17 protein-coding genes are annotated in these 17,775 nt (G+C 68.6%); 5 read left to right on the top strand and 12 right to left on the bottom strand.

Translation table 11 applies throughout. The annotated features are described in order from the left end of the window. Positions 1–28 precede the first annotated feature (28 nt). From AB4Z32_RS01120 to AB4Z32_RS01100, 5 genes are all read right to left on the bottom strand, one after another. Positions 29–1,402: a multicopper oxidase family protein gene (locus tag AB4Z32_RS01120; protein WP_441933538.1), complete on the bottom strand. Its 1,374-nt coding sequence runs from the start codon at positions 1,400–1,402 to the stop codon at positions 29–31. Beyond that, entirely contained in the window at positions 1,399–2,781 is a 1,383-nt protein-coding gene (locus AB4Z32_RS01115) for a TolC family protein (protein ID WP_441933536.1), read from the bottom strand. Before AB4Z32_RS01115 ends, AB4Z32_RS01120 begins: the two co-directional genes overlap by 4 nt. After that, the gene (locus tag AB4Z32_RS01110; protein ID WP_441933535.1) at positions 2,778–3,266 is read right to left on the bottom strand and encodes a hypothetical protein; all 489 of its coding nucleotides are present in this window, start codon (positions 3,264–3,266) and stop codon (positions 2,778–2,780) included. Before AB4Z32_RS01110 ends, AB4Z32_RS01115 begins: the two co-directional genes overlap by 4 nt. A gap of 60 nt (positions 3,267–3,326) precedes the next feature. Next, the gene (locus AB4Z32_RS01105) at positions 3,327–3,689 is read right to left on the bottom strand and encodes a hypothetical protein (RefSeq protein WP_441933533.1); all 363 of its coding nucleotides are present in this window, start codon (positions 3,687–3,689) and stop codon (positions 3,327–3,329) included. A gap of 139 nt (positions 3,690–3,828) precedes the next feature. Further along, a complete protein-coding gene (locus AB4Z32_RS01100) occupies positions 3,829–4,776 on the bottom strand; it encodes a cation diffusion facilitator family transporter (RefSeq protein WP_441933531.1) in 948 nt (315 codons plus the stop codon). A gap of 95 nt (positions 4,777–4,871) precedes the next feature. Here AB4Z32_RS01100 and AB4Z32_RS01095 point away from each other — a divergent pair, with 95 nt between their 5' ends. Both AB4Z32_RS01095 and AB4Z32_RS01090 read left to right on the top strand, forming a co-directional pair. Then, positions 4,872–7,550, top strand: a complete 2,679-nt coding sequence (locus tag AB4Z32_RS01095; RefSeq protein WP_441933529.1) for a bifunctional acetate--CoA ligase family protein/GNAT family N-acetyltransferase — start codon at positions 4,872–4,874, stop codon at positions 7,548–7,550. A gap of 14 nt (positions 7,551–7,564) precedes the next feature. After that, entirely contained in the window at positions 7,565–8,002 is a 438-nt protein-coding gene (locus AB4Z32_RS01090) for a hypothetical protein (protein ID WP_441933527.1), read from the top strand. On the opposite strand, the gene AB4Z32_RS01085 is transcribed toward AB4Z32_RS01090, so the two are convergent. Together AB4Z32_RS01085 and AB4Z32_RS01080 are read right to left on the bottom strand one after the other, a co-directional pair. After that, positions 8,003–8,752 carry a PLDc N-terminal domain-containing protein gene (locus AB4Z32_RS01085; protein WP_441933525.1) on the bottom strand — a complete coding sequence of 250 codons (750 nt, stop codon included), beginning with the start codon at positions 8,750–8,752 and terminating at the stop codon, positions 8,003–8,005. It abuts the gene before it with no gap. Positions 8,753–8,807: 55 nt separating this feature from the next. After that, positions 8,808–9,659, bottom strand: a complete 852-nt coding sequence (locus tag AB4Z32_RS01080) for a LysR substrate-binding domain-containing protein (protein WP_441933524.1) — start codon at positions 9,657–9,659, stop codon at positions 8,808–8,810. An 89-nt stretch (positions 9,660–9,748) separates the two neighbouring features. On the opposite strand from AB4Z32_RS01080, the gene AB4Z32_RS01075 reads away from it, so the two are divergent. Then, positions 9,749–10,606, top strand: a complete 858-nt coding sequence (locus AB4Z32_RS01075; protein ID WP_441933522.1) for an alpha/beta fold hydrolase — start codon at positions 9,749–9,751, stop codon at positions 10,604–10,606. A 34-nt stretch (positions 10,607–10,640) separates the two neighbouring features. Here the strand turns inward: AB4Z32_RS01075 and AB4Z32_RS01070 are convergent, their stop codons facing one another. Both AB4Z32_RS01070 and AB4Z32_RS01065 read right to left on the bottom strand, forming a co-directional pair. After that, positions 10,641–11,240 carry a response regulator transcription factor gene (locus AB4Z32_RS01070; protein ID WP_441933520.1) on the bottom strand — a complete coding sequence of 200 codons (600 nt, stop codon included), beginning with the start codon at positions 11,238–11,240 and terminating at the stop codon, positions 10,641–10,643. Continuing rightward, a complete protein-coding gene (locus AB4Z32_RS01065; protein ID WP_441933518.1) occupies positions 11,237–13,372 on the bottom strand; it encodes a sensor histidine kinase in 2,136 nt (711 codons plus the stop codon). The genes AB4Z32_RS01070 and AB4Z32_RS01065 overlap by 4 nt, the downstream gene beginning before the upstream one ends. A 133-nt stretch (positions 13,373–13,505) precedes the next feature. Between AB4Z32_RS01065 and AB4Z32_RS01060 the strand changes: the two genes are divergently transcribed. Then, positions 13,506–14,846 (top strand): MFS transporter, encoded by a 1,341-nt coding sequence (locus AB4Z32_RS01060; RefSeq protein WP_441933516.1) that lies wholly within the window; start codon positions 13,506–13,508, stop codon positions 14,844–14,846. A gap of 18 nt (positions 14,847–14,864) precedes the next feature. On the opposite strand, the gene AB4Z32_RS01055 is transcribed toward AB4Z32_RS01060, so the two are convergent. The 3 genes from AB4Z32_RS01055 to AB4Z32_RS01045 all read right to left on the bottom strand — a co-directional run bounded on the left by AB4Z32_RS01055 (position 14,865) and on the right by AB4Z32_RS01045 (position 17,085). After that, entirely contained in the window at positions 14,865–16,130 is a 1,266-nt protein-coding gene (locus AB4Z32_RS01055) for a DEAD/DEAH box helicase (RefSeq protein WP_441933515.1), read from the bottom strand. 82 nt (positions 16,131–16,212) lie between these two features. Next, positions 16,213–16,341: a hypothetical protein gene (locus AB4Z32_RS01050; protein WP_441933513.1), complete on the bottom strand. Its 129-nt coding sequence runs from the start codon at positions 16,339–16,341 to the stop codon at positions 16,213–16,215. Between the two features lie 69 nt (positions 16,342–16,410). Then, positions 16,411–17,085 (bottom strand): hypothetical protein, encoded by a 675-nt coding sequence (locus AB4Z32_RS01045; RefSeq protein ID WP_441933511.1) that lies wholly within the window; start codon positions 17,083–17,085, stop codon positions 16,411–16,413. Between the two features lie 133 nt (positions 17,086–17,218). Here AB4Z32_RS01045 and AB4Z32_RS01040 point away from each other — a divergent pair, with 133 nt between their 5' ends. Continuing rightward, positions 17,219–17,752: a hypothetical protein gene (locus AB4Z32_RS01040; protein WP_441933509.1), complete on the top strand. Its 534-nt coding sequence runs from the start codon at positions 17,219–17,221 to the stop codon at positions 17,750–17,752. Positions 17,753–17,775: the final 23 nt, after the last annotated feature.

Below are 17,775 nucleotides of genomic sequence, written 5' to 3'. Positions count from 1 at the left end.
CAGGGGCAGCCTTCGGAAAATCCGAAGGCTAATGGCCGCTGTGGCCTCCGCCGCGCTTGACGGTCGCCACCGGTTCATCCGGTGCCGCCGGCGTGGCCGGCGCCCGCACCGTCTCCGGCGGCGCCCCCGTCCACTCCCGCGCCACCGTGCCCGCCGGATGCCGGTACCAGCCCGGATCGCGGTAGTCGCCGCGGGCCAGGCCTTCGCGCACCTTGATCATGGTGAACATGCCGCCCATTTCGATCTCGCCGAAGGGACCTTTGCCATCCATCATCGGCAGCGTGTTCTCCGGCAGCGGCATGCGCATGCCGCCCATCGAGCCGCCTTTCTCGCCCATCACCATATAGCCGGGCACCAGGTCGTTGATCTTCCTGGCCACGCCGCGGTGGTCGACGCCGATCATGTTCGGCACCTGGTGGCCCATCGCGTTCATGGTGTGGTGGGATTTATGGCAGTGGAAGGCCCAGTCGCCGGGGGCGTCGGCATGGAACTCGATCGCGCGCATCTGGCCCACGCCGATGTCGACCGTGACTTCCGGCCAGCGCGCCGCCGGCGGAATCCAGCCGCCGTCCGTTCCGGTGATCTCGAAGCGGTGGCCGTGGATGTGGAAGGGGTGGTTGGTCATCGACAGATTGCCGATACGGATGCGCACGCGGTCGTCGCGTCGAACCACCATGGCATCGGTGCCGGGGAAGGCGCGGCTGTTGATGGTCCAGATATTAAAGTCGAGCATGGTGTTCACGTTCGGCGTGTAGCCGCCCGGCTCGATGTCGTAGGCGTTCAGCAGGAACACGAAGTCGCGGTCCACCGCGTGCTGGCGCGGGTCCTTCGGATGCGTGACCCAGGAACCCATCATGCCCATCCCGATCTGCGCCATCTCGTCGGCGTGCGGGTGGTACATGAAGGTGCCGGCATAGCGCGCCACGAATTCATACACATAGGTCTTGCCCGGCGCGATGGCAGGCTGGCTCAGGCCCGCCACGCCGTCCATTCCGTTCGGCAGGAACTGGCCGTGCCAGTGGATGCTGGTCGCTTCCGGCAGTTTATTGGTGACGAAGATGCGCACGCGGTCGCCCTCGACCACTTCGATGGTCGGCCCCGGGCTCTGGCCGTTGTAGCCCCACAGATTCGCTTTCATGCCGGGTGCGATCTCGCGCACTACCGGCTCGGCTACCAGGTGGAACTCCTTGACGCCGTCCTTCATGCGCCAGGGCAGGGTCCAGCCGTTCAGGGTGACGACCGGGTTGTAGGGACGCCCGTTCGGCGGGCTAAGGGGCGGCGCGGTGCCGGCCGAACTCTGTTGCGGGGCTTCGGGGATGGCGGCGGCTGCGGCCTTGCTGACCAGCGATGCGCCGACCATGGCGGCGCCGGCGCCGCTGAGGAAATTCCTGCGGGATGTCATTCTGCGTGTTCCTTGACGTGATCCTTGTGATCCTGTTGTTCGAGCCGCATGCCGAGCGAGGCTTCGAGCGTCGCATGGGCGGTCCAGAACTCCTTCATTGCCTCGATATAGGCCGAGACCGCGTTCGCCTGTTCGCGCGAATCGACCAGCAGCTCGCGGGTCGACAGCAGCATGCCGTTGTAGCGCAACAGGACTTCCTTCGAGATCCGCTTGCGCAGCGGGATCACGGTATCGCGGTAATGCGCGGCGACGTCGTAGGCGCTGCGGTAGTCGAGATAGCTCTCGCGGGCTTCGCTGCGCGCCGTGACGGCGGTCTGGGCGACGCGGTTCACCGCCTGCATGTAGACGCCCTCGGCCCGCGCCACCCGTGCGCCGCCCCAGTCGAACAACGGCAGTTCCAGCGTGAGCTCGTAGCCGCGCGCGCTCGGTGCGCCGGTCGTGGTGTCGTTCACGAAGCCGAGGTCGAGCACGTTGACGAAGCGGGTCGTCCTGGTCAGCCCGAGATTGGCGGCGGTGGCCTCGGCATCCAGCCTGGCGGCCTGCACGTCGAGGCGCTGGGACAGGGCGAGGCGCTCGACGTCGACCAGGCTGGCCGGCGCGGCGGGCAGTTCGGGCAGGTGCGCGGGCAGGCTGTACTGCGCGTCCTTGCCCCACAGGCCGAGCAGGCGGGTGAGCTTTTCGCGCGCCGCCACGGCCGTCTTGCCTGCGCGTGCCAGGGCGGCGCCGGTCTCGGCGTGGAAGAGCTGTTCGCGCGCCAGGTCGAGCTGGCTCATATTGCCCACCCTGGCCATGCGTCCGGCCAGTTCTGCGCTGGCCTCGGCCGCCGCATCGACCTGGCGCGCATACTCGAGCGCCTGGTTCGCCGCCACCGCCTCGACCCAGGCGATGCGGGTGTCGCGCGCATGCCGTTCGATCTCGCGCGCCACTTCCAGCTTGACCTGCTCGAAGCGCTGCGCCTCAAGGCGGGAGGCCAGCGGCAGGGTCAGCAGCCTGACCAGGTTGACGGTGAAGGTGCGCTCGATGGCGATATCGCCGGCGTTCGACACGTGCTTGAAGTCGAGCACCGGATTCGGCAGGCGGCCGGCCTGGGCCAGGTCGGCCTGGGCGATGCCGACCTTCCAGTAGCTCGCCTGCAGGCCGGGATTGGCCAGCACGGCCACCTTGACGGCATCGTCCATGCCGAGCGGCTTGCCCAGCATGGCCTGCACCGATTGCGCCAGTTCGCGGACGGCGGCATCGTCGCGCGCCAGGCGCGGTTCGGCCCCGATGTGGCTGTGCGCGGTGCCGGCCACGCTGCCGAAGCCGCCGTCCGGCGCCACCGTCGTGCAGCCGGCCAGGACGGCCAGCGCCAGCGGGGCGCCCAACAGTTTGAAACTCATGGTGTCTCCTTCGGCATCTTCATCTTGTCCATCTTGTCCATTTTGTCCATGCAGGGGCAGGATGCGCAGCAGGACATCTTGCCGTCGCCGGACTTGTTCCCGGAACCGCATTGCATGGCGTCGCCTTCCTTGCCGCCGGCCGGCTTGCACATTGCCGGCGCGGCGGGGCTCTGCATTCCCTGCATGCCCTGCATGCCCTGCATGGCCGCGTGGTCGTGCCCGCCGTGGCCACCCATGCCTTTCATGGTCAGCGACATCGAATTGGTGGCGGCCACGGTGTCGTTGGCGCGGGTCCAGTTGCGGTCCGGGCTGGTCTCGGGCGCCGCCTCGGGCTGGTGGCCGAGGACGGACTGGTATTGAGTGGCCGGCACGGCGGCCTGGGGATCGGCAGCGGCGGCCGCGGCCTGCCGGGCGTGAGCGTGGACGCCGGCCATGGCCAGCAGCAGGCAGGCGCAAGCGCTTGCCAGGGATGATTGGTGTTTCATGCGAACCTCGTCGAAATGCGTGATGACAGCCGTTGGCCCACAGGGCGACGGCGCGTGAAATCAGGCGACGAAGCTAGTGGGAGGTCGTTCGAGGAGGACCGGATCGACGCTCGGCAGGTGGCAGGCGCGGAAGGGAATCAGCATGGTGCTGGGTGGGGCCAGCGCCGGTGATGCGGGCAGGCTGGGCGCCATCGCGGCGCCCACGCAGCAGGCGGCGCAAGTGCCGCACTTGCCTTTTTCATGGCCGGCCACTGCCTTGTGGTCGTGATGCTGGCCATCCATCGACCCCTGCGCCAGCTGCTGGTGGCAGGGCGGCTGCTGCACCGGCGCGGCGGGCAGGCGCATGCTTGCCGAAGCGAATGCCTGGAAGGGCAGCGCCAGCAGCAGGTAACACACGAGCAGCAGTCGGAGGATGGATTTCACGCGGCCATTCTAGCACGCGTGCCTGGCACCGCGGTGCTGCACGGCTGACGTTGCGAGGCCATGGGCGTTCCGGATAAGGTGGTAGCATTGTGCCAACGCCATCGTCGACGGAGGCAACCCAATGAGTCCAGCGGCCCTGTCAGCCCATCGCCGCACGCAGCGCGCCCGATTCGAAATAGATATGCCGGATCGAGGGATACAGCGCCGTCACCGCGTTTTCCAGGCGCTCGATCGCCGCCTCCACTTCGTCGATCCGCATGCCGCGCCGGAACTGAACCGCGGCCGTCAGCAGCACCTCGTCCGGCCCCAGCTGCATGCTCTGCAGGGCGCTCACGCTCTCGATCGCCGGGTCCTGCTCGAACACGCCGCGCACCTTGCGGGTGGCGTCCGCGCCGATGCTTTCGCCGACCAGCAGCGCCCCGGTCTCGCGCGCCAGCGTGAAGGCGGCGCCTACCAGCAGCAGGCCGATCAGCACCGAGGCGGCCGGATCGAAGTAAGGCTTGTCGAAGACCTGGCCGAGCACGATGCCGAGGGCCGCGATGGCCAGGCCGATCAGGGCTGCCGAATCCTCGATGAAGACGGTGAACACGGAAGCGTCTTTACTCGCGCGCATGGTCTGCCACAGCGAGGTGCCGGGTTTCCTTCGCTTGTTGAGGGCCTTGCGCGAGACGTTCCAGCTATAGCCTTCGAACAGCGCCGAGACGCCCAGCACCACATAGTTCCAGGTCGGATCCCGCAGCGGTTCCGGATGGCGCAGCGCATCGATGCCGTGGTAGATCGAGAGCCCGCCGCCCAGCGAGAACACGGACAGGGCCACGATCAGAGCCCAGAAGTACAGCTCCTTGCCGTAGCCGAAGGGATGCTTGGCGTCGGGTGGCTTGGCGCTGTTGCGCTCGCCGATCAGCAGCAGCACCTCGTTGCCGGTGTCCACCGCCGAGTGGATGCCTTCGGCCAGCATCGCCGCGCTGCCGGTGATGCCGGCCACGATGAACTTGCTGACGGCGATGCCGAGGTTGGCGGCGATGGCCGCGTAGATCACTTTCAGCGAGCCGCTTTTCTTTTCTTCTTCGTCCTGCCCGGTGCTCATGTCCTGGTCCTGTGCCTTGTATTTGCCTGGGGCCAGTGTAGCCAATCCGGCAGCATCGGCTTGCACGGCTGCATGCGCCCGCTGGAGGCAGGGGCATGAGCGTCCGTAACCTGCGCCAACTGTTCGCACCGAAATCGGTGGCCCTGGTCGGCGCCACCGAGCGTCCCGGCAGCGTCGGCGCCACCATGCTGCGCAACCTGCGGGAGGGCGGCTTCAAGGGCACCCTGTACCCGGTCAATCCGAAGTACGAGAGCATCGCCGGCCTGCGCGCCTGGCCCGACGTGGCCAGCCTGCCCGCGGCGCCCGACCTCGCCATCGTCTGCACGCCGCCGCACACCGTGCCCGGCATCGTCAAGGCGTTGGGCGAACTCGGTACCCGCGCCGCCATCGTCATGAGCGCCGGCGTCGCGACCGGACGCGATGCCCGCGGACGCAGCCTGCGGCAGGCCATGCTGGACGCCGCCAATCCCTACCTGCTGCGCATCCTCGGCGCCAACAGCGCCGGCCTGCTGGCGCCGGGCATCGGCCTGAACGCCAGCATCGCCGCCGGCGGCGCGGCGCCCGGACGGATCGCCTTCGTCTCCGAATCCGGCGCCCTGATGACCGGGGTGCTGGACTGGGCGCGCACGCGCGGGATCGGCTTTTCCAGCTTCGTCTCGCTGGGCGAGTCGGCCGACGTCGACTTCGGCGACGTGCTGGACTACCTGGCCAGCGACCCCGGCACCAGCGCCATCCTGCTGCACATCGAGAGCCTGCGCTATGCACGCAAGTTCATGTCGGCGGCGCGGGCGGCGGCGCGCAGCAAGCCGACCGTGGTGCTGAAGGCCGGGCGCTCGCTGGAGGCGGCGAGCGCCGGCGCCTGCCTGTCCGGCGTGCTGGCGACCCCCGACGACGTCTACGGCGCCGCCATCCGCCGCGCCGGCATGCTGCGGGTGTACACCACCGAGCAGCTGTTCGCGGCGGTCGAGACCCTGGCGCGCGCCAAGCCCCTGTACGGCGACCGCCTCGCCATCATCGGCAACGGCGCCGGCCCGGTGGTGCTGGCCCTGGACGCGCTGCAGTACGGCGGCGGCCATGCCGCCGTGCTGTCGGAAGCCACGGTGGCCAGGCTGCGCGAGCTGGTGCCGGAATGGCGCGGCAGCGGTCCGCTGAACCTGCGCGGCGACGCCCCGCCCGAGCGCTACCGCGACGTCATCGAGGTGCTGCTGCACGATCCGGGCGCCAACGCGGTGCTGATGATCCATGCGCCGAACGCCGTGGTCGAGCCGGCCGACGTGGCGCGCGCGGTGGCGCCGCTGGCCAGGAGTTCATCGCGCAATGTGCTGGGCTGCTGGCTGGGCGTGCAGTCGGTGCTGGAGGCGCGCACCATCGCCGCCGACGCCGGCATGCCGGCCTACCGCACGCCCGAGGACGCGGTCAACGGCTTCCTGCAGATCGTGCACTACCGCGAGAGCCAGAACCTCTTGATGCAGGTGCCGGCCTCGGTCGGCGACGGCGATCCGGACCGCGAGCGCGCGCGCCGCCTGGTGCGCGAGTCGCTCGACAAGGGCCGCTACATGCTGGCCGACCCGGACACCAAGGCCATCCTCGCGGCCTACGGCATCCCGGTGGTGCCGACCCGCGCCGCCGCCACGCCCGCGGACGCGGTGCGCGCCGCCGGCGAGATCGGCTATCCGGTGGCGGTCAAGATCCTGTCGCCGGACGTGGCGCAGAAGAGCGACGTCGGCGGCGTCACCCTCGACCTCGACAGCGGCGAGGCGGTGCTGGCGGCGGCCGAACGGATGCGCCGGCGCCTGTCGGAGCTGCAGCCGGGCGCGCGCCTGGAAGGCTTCATCGTGCAGGCGATGGCGCGTAATCCGGAAGCCCACGAGCTGATCGTGGGCGCCGCCACCGACCCGGTGTTCGGTCCGGTGATCCTGTTCGGCCAGGGCGGCATGGCGGTGGAGGCGGCGGCCGACCACGCGGTGGCGCTGCCGCCGCTGAACACCGTGCTGGCCCAGGAACTGGTGGCGCGCACCCGGATCGCGCGCCTGCTCGAGGGCTACCGCAACCATCCGAAGGCGAACATGGAGGCGATCGAGGCGGTGCTGGTCCAGGTCTCGCGCCTGGTGGCCGACGTGCCGGAGATCGTGGAGCTCGACATCAACCCGCTGCTGGCCGACAGCCGCGGCGCGATGGTGCTGGACGCCCGCATGCGGATCGGCATGGCGGACCGCTCCGGCTCCACCCTCGACCGCCTGGCGATCCGCCCCTATCCGGCCGAGCTGGAAGAAGTCGTGCCATGGGATGGCGGCACCGTCCTGCTGCGCCCGATCCGCCCGGAGGACGGCCCGGCCCACGTCGAATTCTTCAATGCGCTGACGCCCGACGACGTCCGCTACCGCATGTTCGTGCGCGTGCGCGAGCTGCAGCCCGCCCAGCTGGCGCGCTTCACGCAGATCGACTACGACCGGGAGATGGCCTTCATCGCCACCCGCCCCGGTCCGGACGGGCATGACGAAACCCTGGGCGTGGGCAGGGTGGTGGCGGACCCGGACAATGTCAGCGCGGAGTTCGCGGTGACGGTGCGCTCCGACCTGAAGGGCAAGGGCCTGGGCCGCATGCTGATGGATAAGCTGATCGCCTACTGCCGCGCGCGCGGGACCCGCGAGATCGTCGGCGAGGCGCTGCCGCAGAATGCGCCGGTGATCGGGCTGGTGAAGAAGCTCGGCTTCACGGTGGGACCGGTGGACGAGGACGAGGGCGTGCGCAAGTTCTGGCTGGAGCTGCGATGAAAGGAGAAACCCGGATGAGGCGATACCTGTGCCTGCTGGCGGCCGCGCTGGCCCTGGCCAAGCCCTGTTGGGCGCAAACCGACGCGCCCCTGAAGGAGAGCCCGGGCGCTTTCGCGAAATCCGGCTACAGGACCGTGGCCGAAGCGCTGGCCGGGCTCAAGGCGCGGCCCGGCGCCATTGTCCAGGTGACGCAGCCGGACGGCTGGACCGTCATCACCCTGCCCGAACCCGAGTATGAACTGTGGTCCTTCACGCCGCCCGGCCACTACGCGTACCCGGCCGCTGTCCGGCGCGCCATCAAGCAGGCCGACGGCCGGGTCTATGTCGAGATGAGCGCGCTGTGCGAGGCCGACAAGGCGCCCTGCGACCGGCTGGTGCGCGAGTTCCAGCAGCTCAACCAGAAAATGCGCGAGGATATCCAGCGCTCGACCGGCCAGATCGGTGGCAGGTGATCAGCGCGCCTGCGCCCGCGCCGCATCCACCCGCCTGAACAGCTCCGCATTCAGCTTGCGCGAGTGGCCCGGCATGTGCTTGCGGGTGCGCTCGATTTCCTCCAGTTCCGGCTCCGCCACCTGGGGCTTGCCATTGGCGAGCGCCCAGATCGCCAGTTCGGCGCGCGCTTCCAGGCTGCCGAAGCGGTGGGCGGCGGCGGCGAATTGCGCGCCCGCTTCATCCTGACGGCCGGCGGCGGCATAGGCCTGGCCCAGCAGGATGCCGACCTGTTCGGTGCGGAAGCCCGGCTGCTCGGCCGCCAGCGCTTCCAGCAGGGCGATGCTGCCCTGCACATTGCCGCCGGCCAGGCGGGCGCGGGCGGCGCCCAGGCGCAGTTCGGCGTCGCGTGCAAAGGGGCCCTGCAGGCAGGCGTCGTACTGCTCGGAGGCCTTGGCCGCCTGGCCGGTTTCCAGCAGGGCCTGCGCCAGGCGCATCTGGTTGTGCGCGGTCGGGGTCAGCTCGAAGGCGCGCTGGGCGTCGCGCACCTCGCGGCCCGGATCCAGGCTGGCCTGCAGGGCGCGGCCGGCGCGCGCCGCCGACTGGTCGAAGCGCGAGGAGGGCAGGAACACGGCGAAGAAATACACGATGCTGCCCAGCAGGGGGAAGAGGAAGAGCACGAGCAGCCAGTACATCTCGCGATGATTCCGTACCGCGTGGATCGCGAAGAAGATGGCGACGATGATGTGGATGCCGATTCCAAAGATTTGCATGGCTGAGCAATTTGTTGACGAGGTCGATAGGATAGCCGAAGTCGGGCCCGGATCCTCAGCGGCTCAGCTCCGACATAATCTTCTCGGCCAGGAAGTCGCAGGGCGGACGCTTCGATGTCGTGCTGCGCGCCAGGATCAGCTCGAGCGGGTCGATTTCCGGCAGCCCCTGGGCCTGGCCGAGCAGGCTCAAATGCGCCGGCACCGCGCAGCGCGCCAGCGGCGCCACCGCCAGTCCCGCCTCGACCATGCTGAGCAGGCCCATGAGGCTGGGGCTCTCGTAGGAAGTGCGGTAGGGGATCTTCGCCCGCTCCAGGCTGCGGACCGCGTTCTCGCGCGCCACGCTGCCGGGCAGGAAGACGGCGATCGGCAGCGGATCCTCCTTCCAGATCTCGCGCGCGCCGGGCGAGGCCGCCCACACCATCGGCTCGTAGCGGATGAATTTTCCGGACAGGCCTTTGACGCGCGTGGCGCAGACCAGGTCGACCGAGCCGTCCTTCACCATCGGCGCCAGCGCCACGCTGGGCAGGCCCACCACCTGGATCTGCACCTTCGGATAGGTGGCGGAGAACTTCTTGAGGATGGACGGCAGCAGCGAGGACGCGTAGTCGTCGGGCACGCCGATGACGACGCGGCCCGTGATGTCCGGCCTTACGACCGCGGCCCAGGCTTCGTCGCGCAGGGCCAGCATGCGCCGCGCGAAGCTCAGCAGGACCTCGCCGTCCTGGGTCGGCGTGACGCTGCGCGGCCCGCGCACGAACAGCGGCTTGCCGATCGCCGTCTCCAGCGAGCGGATCTGCATGCTCACCGCCGATTGCGAGCGGTGCACGACTTCCGCCGCGCGGCTGATGTTGCCGGTATCGGCCACCGCCACCATCATGGTGAGTACGTCGAGGTCGAGTGTTTTCATCGCTATCAGAAAAATTGATCGTTACGATCAGTATTATGCGATTTTCTTGGACTGCCGTGTGGTGCATAGTACTGGAAAGGAGTTAGACCATGAACGCACGAACCGACCTGCCCAGCCTTTCCATCGCCGAGGTGTACTTCGCCACCCTCCGCTCCGGCATCCGCATGCCCTATGTGGCGAGCGGTTCCGGAGAGCCGCTGCTGTTCGTGCACGGATCGCTGTGCGACTACCGCTACTGGAATGCCCAGACGGCGGTGCTGGCCAAGGACTTCCTCTGCGTGTCCGTCAGCCTGAGCCACTACTGGCCGGCCAACGTCGACGCTGACGACAACGAAGGCGAATTCGGCTGGCGCCGGCATGTGGCGGAAGTCGCCGAGTTCATCGCGGGCATGAATCTCGGCCCGGTCCACCTGGTCGGCCATTCGCGCGGCGGCTGCGTCGCCTTCCACCTGGCGCGCGAGTATCCGCAACTGGTGAAGACGCTGACGCTTGCCGATCCGGGCGGTCCCTTGCAAATCGAGGGCAAGCCCGAGGCGGCGATGCCGCTGGCGACCCTGCAGCTGCGCGAGAAGGTCGCGGACCTGGTCAACCATGGCGAGATCGAGGCCGGCCTGGAGATGTTCGTGGATTCGGTCAGCATGCCCGGCATCTGGCGCCGGAGTTCATCGAACTTCCGCACCATGGCGGCCGACAACGCGTCGACCCTGCCGAAGCAGTTCCGCGACCCCTTGCCCGCCTATACGCGCGCCGAAGCGGGCGAGCTGCGATGCAGGACCCTCTTGATCGCCGGAGAACGCAGCCCGCGCATGTACCGCGATAACGTGGACAGCCTCGTCGAGTGGATCCCGCAGGCGGAAAAGCAGAGCATCGCCGGCGCCTCGCATGGGATGAACGTGACGCATCCGGCGTCCTTCAATCGCCTGATCCGCGCATTCGCCAGCGCCTAAACAATGGTGGGCACGCGGACCGACAACGATAGGCCTAGTCCAGCCACGGATGCGCCGCCAGCCAGCGTCCCAGCTCGTTGTCGTTCGCGCACTGCAGCTTGCTGAAGATGTTGGCGCGGTGGGTCTCCACCGAGCGCGGGCCGCAGGGCGGCACCAGGATGCGGGCGATTTCCTTGTTCGGCTGGCCCAGTCCCACCAGGCGCGCCACCTCCCGTTCGCGCGGCGTCAGCTCCGCCCACATGCGCAGCGCCTGGGCGCGGGCCCTGGCCTGGGCGATGGCGGCCGGCAGCTTCTCCAATAGCTGCTGGGTATCCGGCTTCTCCACCCAGTCGTAGGCGCCGCGCCGGACCGCTTCCAGCGCGGTCGGGATGTCGCCGTGGGCTGACAGGAACAGGGTCACCAGCGGGCTGTGTTCGGCGAGCAGGCGCTCGAACACGGCCAGTCCGCTCATCCCCGTCATGCGCAGGTCGAGGATCACGCAGCCGGGCTGGCGCATGTCGACGGCGTCGAGGAAGGCTTCGCCGGACTCGAAGGCCTGCACCGCCAGTCCCTGGGAAAACAGCAGCAGGATCAGGGAACGGCGCAGGGCTTCGTCGTCGTCGACGACGTAGAGCGTGAGAGGCATGTCTTTCATGATACGGTGGGCAGCGTGAAGGAAAAGGCGGCGCCGCCGCCGGGCCGGTTTTCGACGGTCATGGAACCGCCGTGGGCTTCGACGATGGTGCGGCAGATGTTCAGGCCGAGGCCGAGACCGTCGGCGCGGGTGGTGAAGAAGGGCGCGAACACCTGTTCGAGCTGTTCGGGCGGGATCCCCGGCCCGCGGTCGGCGACGGTGATGCGCAGGAGCGGGCCCTCGCGCCGGCAGCCGAGTTCGATGCTGCGGCGCGCCGGCGGCTGGCGTTGCGGCTGCTCCTGCATCGCGTGCAGGGCATTGTGGACCAGGTTGACCAGCACCTGCTCGAGCAGCACCCGGTCGCCGCGCAGCGGGGCGTCGGCGTCTTCCAGCATCAGGCGCAGGCTGACGCCATCGCGCTGCAGCTCGGGCCTGAGCAGGATCTCCGCGTGGGCGATGACGCTCTCCATGGTCAGGATCTCGTAATGCGCGCGCTGCGGATTGATGAAGGCGCGCACCCGCTTGACGATCTCGCTGGCGCGCTTCGACTGGCCGACGATCTCGTCGAGCGCGCCGGCCAGCATCTCCTTCGATGAGTGCTGGGCGGCGAGCGCACGCGCCGCGGCGGCGAAATTCGACAGCGCCATCAGCGGCTGGTTGAGTTCATGCGCCAGCGTGGACGCCATCTCGCCGACGCTCGCCAGGCGCGCGCTGCGCTGCAGGCGCAGTTCCTGGTCGCGCTGGCGGGCTTCGGCCTGCTTCTGGGCGGTGATGTCGACCACGGAGCTCATCCAGCCGCGGTGCACGCCCTGGGCATCGACCAGCGGGGCGGTGTAGACCATGGTGATCACGTCGTGGCCATCCTTGTGGCGGATGCGCGATTCGAAGCCGTGCGGCGCGGCGCGTCCCTGCAGGGCCTCGTCGCTGTCGCTGGCGTGCTTTTCCAGGTCGTCCGGGTGCCAGTAGGGGTAGGGCGGGCGGCGTCCCAGCAGTTCCCCGGCGCTGTAGCCGACCATCGCGCACAGCGCCGGATTCACGTAGATGATCTTGCCCTCCGGGTCGCGCGCCCGCATGCCGACCAGCAGCGAGTCCTCCATCGCCTTGCGGAAGGCGTGGGCTTCTTCAAGGTCGCGGGTGCGCTCCTCGACCCGGTGCTCCAGCTCGAGCCTGGCCGAACGCTGCTCGACGAAGCGCCTTTCGCGCAGGCGCCAGTACAGGAGGCCGAGCAGCAGCAGGGCGACGGCCAGGGCGCTGAGCGCGAGCGCACCCTGGCGCGCCTGCGTCACTTCCTTCATGTCGGTGGTGACGGTAAGGGTCCAGCCGAGTTCCGGCAGCGGGGTGTCGAGCGCGAGCAGCTTCACACGGCGTCCCTGGACGCTGGTGCGCAGGACGAAGCCGGGCGTGTCGGGCCGCGGCTCGATCTTCCATGGCAGCGCATCGAAGCGCGCGCGGCCGCCGTACTGGCCGTGTTCCGTCACCCAGCGCGTATCTGGAGCGGACAGCGGCCGGATGCTGCGGAACAGCCAGTCCGGCACGGCGCTGAGGAAGACGATGCCGCGGCTGTCCCTGAGCACCACCGGATCGGCGCCGCGCATCCAGGCGGCCTGCAACGGCTCCAGGCTGATCTTGACCACCATGACGCCGGTCACCGCGCCCTGCACCCGCACCGGTTCGGCGATGAAGAGGCCGGACTGGCCGGTGGTGAGGCCGAGGCCGTAAAACAGGCCGCGCCGGCCCTGCACGGCGTCCTCGAAATAGGGGCGCCGGCGGTAGGACTCGCCGACGAAGCTGGACGGCAGGTTCCAGTTGCTGGCGGCCAGCGTCAGTCCTTCGCGGTCGACCAGGTAGAGGGCGGCGGCGCCGGTGGTGGATTGCAGGTCGGCGAAGTAATCGTTGACGCGCGCCCGCAGGGCCGCGTCGCGCGGGGTGCGCAGCAGCTGCTGCACGTCCGGATGGCGGGCGGCGGCATGCGGGAGGAAGTTGTGCTTTTCGACCAGGCCGCGCAGGCCCAGGGCGTTGGCGGCGGCGGCCTGGCGCAGGGCTTCGGTCTTGGACTGCAGCTCGTGCTGTTCGGCCAGGCTGCCCGAGACCACGATCAGGATCAGGGCGAGCGCGGCGGCGAGCAGCCTGCGCCAGTGGCGTGTGATGGACATCGTCGAACGATAGCAGTTGCGGCCGGGCTTTGGAATGCTTCTCCGTAGTTTTACGGAGGAGGGGGCGCCGGGATTGCGGATGCGTGCGCCGCCGGCGGCCGCGATAGTGGAGCCCTTGTAAAAGGAGACAACAATGAACACTGTCACAACAAAGACGGCCCTCGACGGCCGCAGCGATGCCGCCGAGCGCATCTCCGGCAAGCGCCTGCGCGCCATCTTCGTCGGTTCGGCCGGCAACCTGGTCGAGTGGTTCGACTTCTACTGCTACTCCGCCTTCGCCCTTTATTTCGCCAGTTCCTTCTTCCCGAAGCAGGACCCGACCGCGCAGATGATGTCGACGGCGGGCATCTTCGCCCTCGGCTTCTTCGTGCGTCCGATCGGCGGCATCCTGTTCGGCCACATCGGCGACCGCCTCGGCCGCAAGAAAGCGCTCATGACTTCGGTGCTGCTGATGTGCTTCGGCTCGCTGCTGATCGCCTGCGCACCCACCTATGCGACGGCCGGCATCCTGTCGCCCTGCATCCTGCTGCTGGCGCGCCTGCTGCAGGGCCTGAGCCTGGGCGGCGAGTACGGCGCCAGCGCCACCTATCTGTCTGAAATGGCGGACTCCAGGCACCGCGGCTTCTACAGCAGCTTCCAGTACGTGACCCTGATCGGCGGCCAGTTGCTGGCCCTGCTGCTCCTGCTGGTGCTGCAGCGCTACCTGCTCGACGCCGAGCAGCTGCGCGCCTGGGGCTGGCGCATCCCCTTCCTCGCCGGCGCCTGCCTGGCCCTGCTGGCCCTGCGCATGCGTCACGACATGCCGGAGACCGCGTCCTTCGAAGCCGCGCGCAAGAAATCCAAGGCCATGGGCGGCCTGAAGCAGCTGGCCCAGCATCCGCGCGAAGTCCTGCTGGTGGTCGGCCTGACCATGGGCGGCACCCTGGCCTTTTACGTCTACACCACCTATATGCAGAAATTCCTGCGCCTGTCGGTGGGCCTGACGGATGCGCAGACCACCGCCGTCTCGGCCGCCTCTCTGCTGTTCGCGATGTGCCTGCAGCCGCTCTACGGCGCGCTGTCGGACCGCATCGGCCGCCGTCCGCTGCTGGTGGGCTTCGCCCTGCTCGGCACCCTGTTCACGGTGCCGCTGCTGACCGCCATCCGCAACGCCAGCGGCCCGTGGGAAGCCTTCATCCTGATCGCCTGCGCCTGGATCATTGTGACCGGCTACACCTCGATCAACGCCCTGGTGAAGGCCGAGCTGTTCCCGGCCACCATCCGCGCCACCGGCGTCGGCGTGCCGTATGCCTTCGCGGTATCGGTGTTCGGCGGCACCGCCGAGTACCTGGCCCTGTGGTTCAAGTCGGAGCAGATGGAAAGCGGTTTCTACTGGTACGCCACCGCCGTCATCGCCTGCACCCTGGTGGTCTGCTTCTTCATGCGCGACACGGCCGCGCATTCGAAGATCGACGCCGAGACCCGCGGCCAGTAATCTTCCAGGCGCCGCGCATCAGCGGCGGAAACGCACATCTTCCTGCACGACCGGTGCATCGCCCTTGGCCGAAGCGCCATGCTTCGGCTTCTTCGGCTTCTTCGGTTTCTTGACGATCTGGCCGCCGGCATCCGTCTCCGGCACCCGGTGGTCGGGGGAGAAGCCGGGTTCCTCGCGGCGCTCGAGCGTCTGCCTGGTCAGCTGCTCGATCGCCGCCAGCTGCTGCACCTCGTCGGCACACACCAGTGACACCGCCTCGCCCGAGGCGCCGGCGCGGCCCGTGCGGCCGCTGCGGTGGACGTAATCCTCGGCCACGATCGGCAGGTCGACGTTCACCACCACCGGCAGTTCGTCGATGTCGATGCCGCGCGCGGCGACGTCCGTCGCCACCAGGATCTTCACCTCGCCGGCCTTGAAACGCTCCAGCGCACGCAGGCGCGCCGGTTGCGGCTTGTCGCCGTGGATCGAGTCGGCGCTGAAGCCCTTTGCCTCCAGCAGCTCGACCAGCTGGTCGACGCCCTTGCGGGTCTTGACGAACACCAGGGCTTGCGGCCAGGCGTGGCGCTTCAGCAGGTGCAGGAAGAGCTCGGGTTTCCTTTTCTTGTCGACCGGGACGATCCATTGGCGGATCGCCTTGACCGTCGTGTTGCGCGGGCTGGCTTCGATGCTGACCGGATCGCGCAGCAGTTTCGTGGCGAGGGCGCGGATCGGATCGGAGAAGGTGGCCGAGAACAGCAGGGTCTGGCGGCGCTTGGGCAGCAGGGCCAGCAGCTGGTCGATGTCGCGCGAAAAGCCGAGATCCAGCATGCGGTCGGCCTCGTCCAGCACCAGGGTCTGCACCTGGTTGAAGCGCAGGGCGTTCTGGCGCTGCAGGTCGAGCAGGCGGCCCGGCGTGGCCACCAGCAGGTCGACGCCCTTGCGCAGGCGCATCATCTGCGGATTGATGCTGACGCCGCCGTAGGCGACCATGGTCCGCAGCGGCAAGCCTTCGCCATACGCGCGCACGCTCTGGTGGACCTGTTCGGCCAGTTCGCGGGTCGGCACCAGCACCAGGGCTCTTGCCGAGTTGCTGTTCACCTGCATGCCGTCCATGACCAGGCGCTGCAGCAGGGGCAGGGCGAAGCCGGCGGTCTTGCCGGTGCCGGTCTGGGCGGCGGCCATCACGTCGCGGCCGGCCAGCACGGCGGGAATCGCCTGCGACTGGACCGGGGTCGGCGAATTGTACGAAAGGGCGGACAGGGTGCGGACGATCTGGTCGATCAGGCCGAGCGAAGCGAACGACATATTGTTCTTGGTGGTAAGGGAAAAGGCCACAGTGTACCGTGCCGCCGGGGAGGGCGGCAGGAAAGGACGGCGGATGGCCGGCTCAGGCCGAGACCCGGACGGTGTCCGACAGGTCGACGGTCGGCTTGACCGGGTCGCGGCGGTCCTGGCAGGCCACCGCCATCAGGCAGACCAGGAGTACCAGGCTCCAGCGCAGCGGGTGATTACGCATAATGCCCCCTTCACCTTCATGCGGGCATCCTAGCGCGCTGCGGCCGCGAGCGGCGCTCCGCTGAAACGGTCAGAAGCGGTAGTTGACGCTGGCGCGCACGACCGGATAGACCTTGAAGCCGTCGACGTCATCCTTCAGGCGCAGGCGCTCGGCGGCGACGTCCCTCGCGACGAGGGTGCAGATGGCGGCCAGGCTGGAGCAGCCCCAGTTGCCCAGGGTGACGTTAGGATTGCCCTGGAAGAAGGCGCCGAGGTCGGCGTTGAAGCTCCAGTGGCTGCCGTTGCCGGCGGCGAGCGCATTGCCCCAGCCGATGCCAAGGTAGGGCGCGGCCTTGCGGTACTCGATGCGGCCCTTGACGATGCCGATGTCGGCCGCGGAATAGCTGTTGCCGTTCAGCGAATAGGCGCCGAACTGGTCGGTCCGGGCGGTGGCGTCGAAGCGGTTGCCGTTGTACACCAGGCCGCCGGTCAGGTGGAAGGGGCTGCCGTCGCGCACATACCAGTCGAACAGGATGTCGAAGGTCTGCAGCTTGCCCTTGATCGCGTAGTCGACCTGGTTGGTGGTCCGGTCGAAGTCGTGCTGGAAGTAATTGGCGCCGAAGCGGCCGTTCAGGTTGGACTCCATCGGGACGACCAGGTGGAAACCGGCGCCGGTGGTGCCGAGGTCGGCGGTGATGCCGACCTGCGCCTGGGCGGCGCCGGCGAACAGGAGGGCGCCTGCCAGGGGAGCGTATTTCAGGAACATTGCTTACTCTCAGGAATCGAAATTGGAAAGCGGCATTGTATCGGTAACGGATGTAAGCAGGTGTTGCAACCGACTGAAACGCAACATTTCGTTTGATAAACTGGACACATTCCTAAAACAGAGAGAGGTGAACATGAAATCCATCATCTTCGGCGTGGCGCTGTGCGCCGCCGCTTTCCCGGCTCTGGCCCAGACCAATGTCAGCATCAGCGTCGGCCAGCCCGGCTTCTACGGCCGCGTCGACCTCGGCGACTTCGCGCCCCAGCCGGTGCTGTACGCGCCGCAGCCGGTGATCATCCGCCAGGTGCCGCACTACGTCGCCGAGCCGGTCTACCTGCGCGTGCCGCCGGGCCACCGCAAGCACTGGGCCAAGTTCTGCGGCCGCTACGACGCCTGCGGCCGTCCGGTCCTGTTCGTGCGTGACGAGTGGTACACCAACACCTATGTGCCGCGCTACCGCGAGCACTACCGCGGCGGTGGCTATCGCCAGCCGGTGCGCGTGGTCGAGCGCGTCGAGTACCGTGATGTCGATCGCGGCCACGGCGGCGGCCGCTGGGAAGAGCACGGCCGCGGCCACGGCGAGGGCCACGGACGCGGTCACGGCGAAGGTCGCGGTGAAGGCCGCGGCCACGGCGAAGGCCACGGCCACGGCCGCGGTCACGACTGACGAACTCATCGTCGGTACGCGCT

The sequence above is a fragment of the Massilia sp. 2TAF26 genome (assembly GCF_052115005.1).
Classification (GTDB): Bacteria; Pseudomonadota; Gammaproteobacteria; order Burkholderiales; family Burkholderiaceae_D; genus Telluria.
Note: the sequence above shows the minus strand (reverse complement) of the source record. Positions and strands in the feature narration are given on the sequence as shown.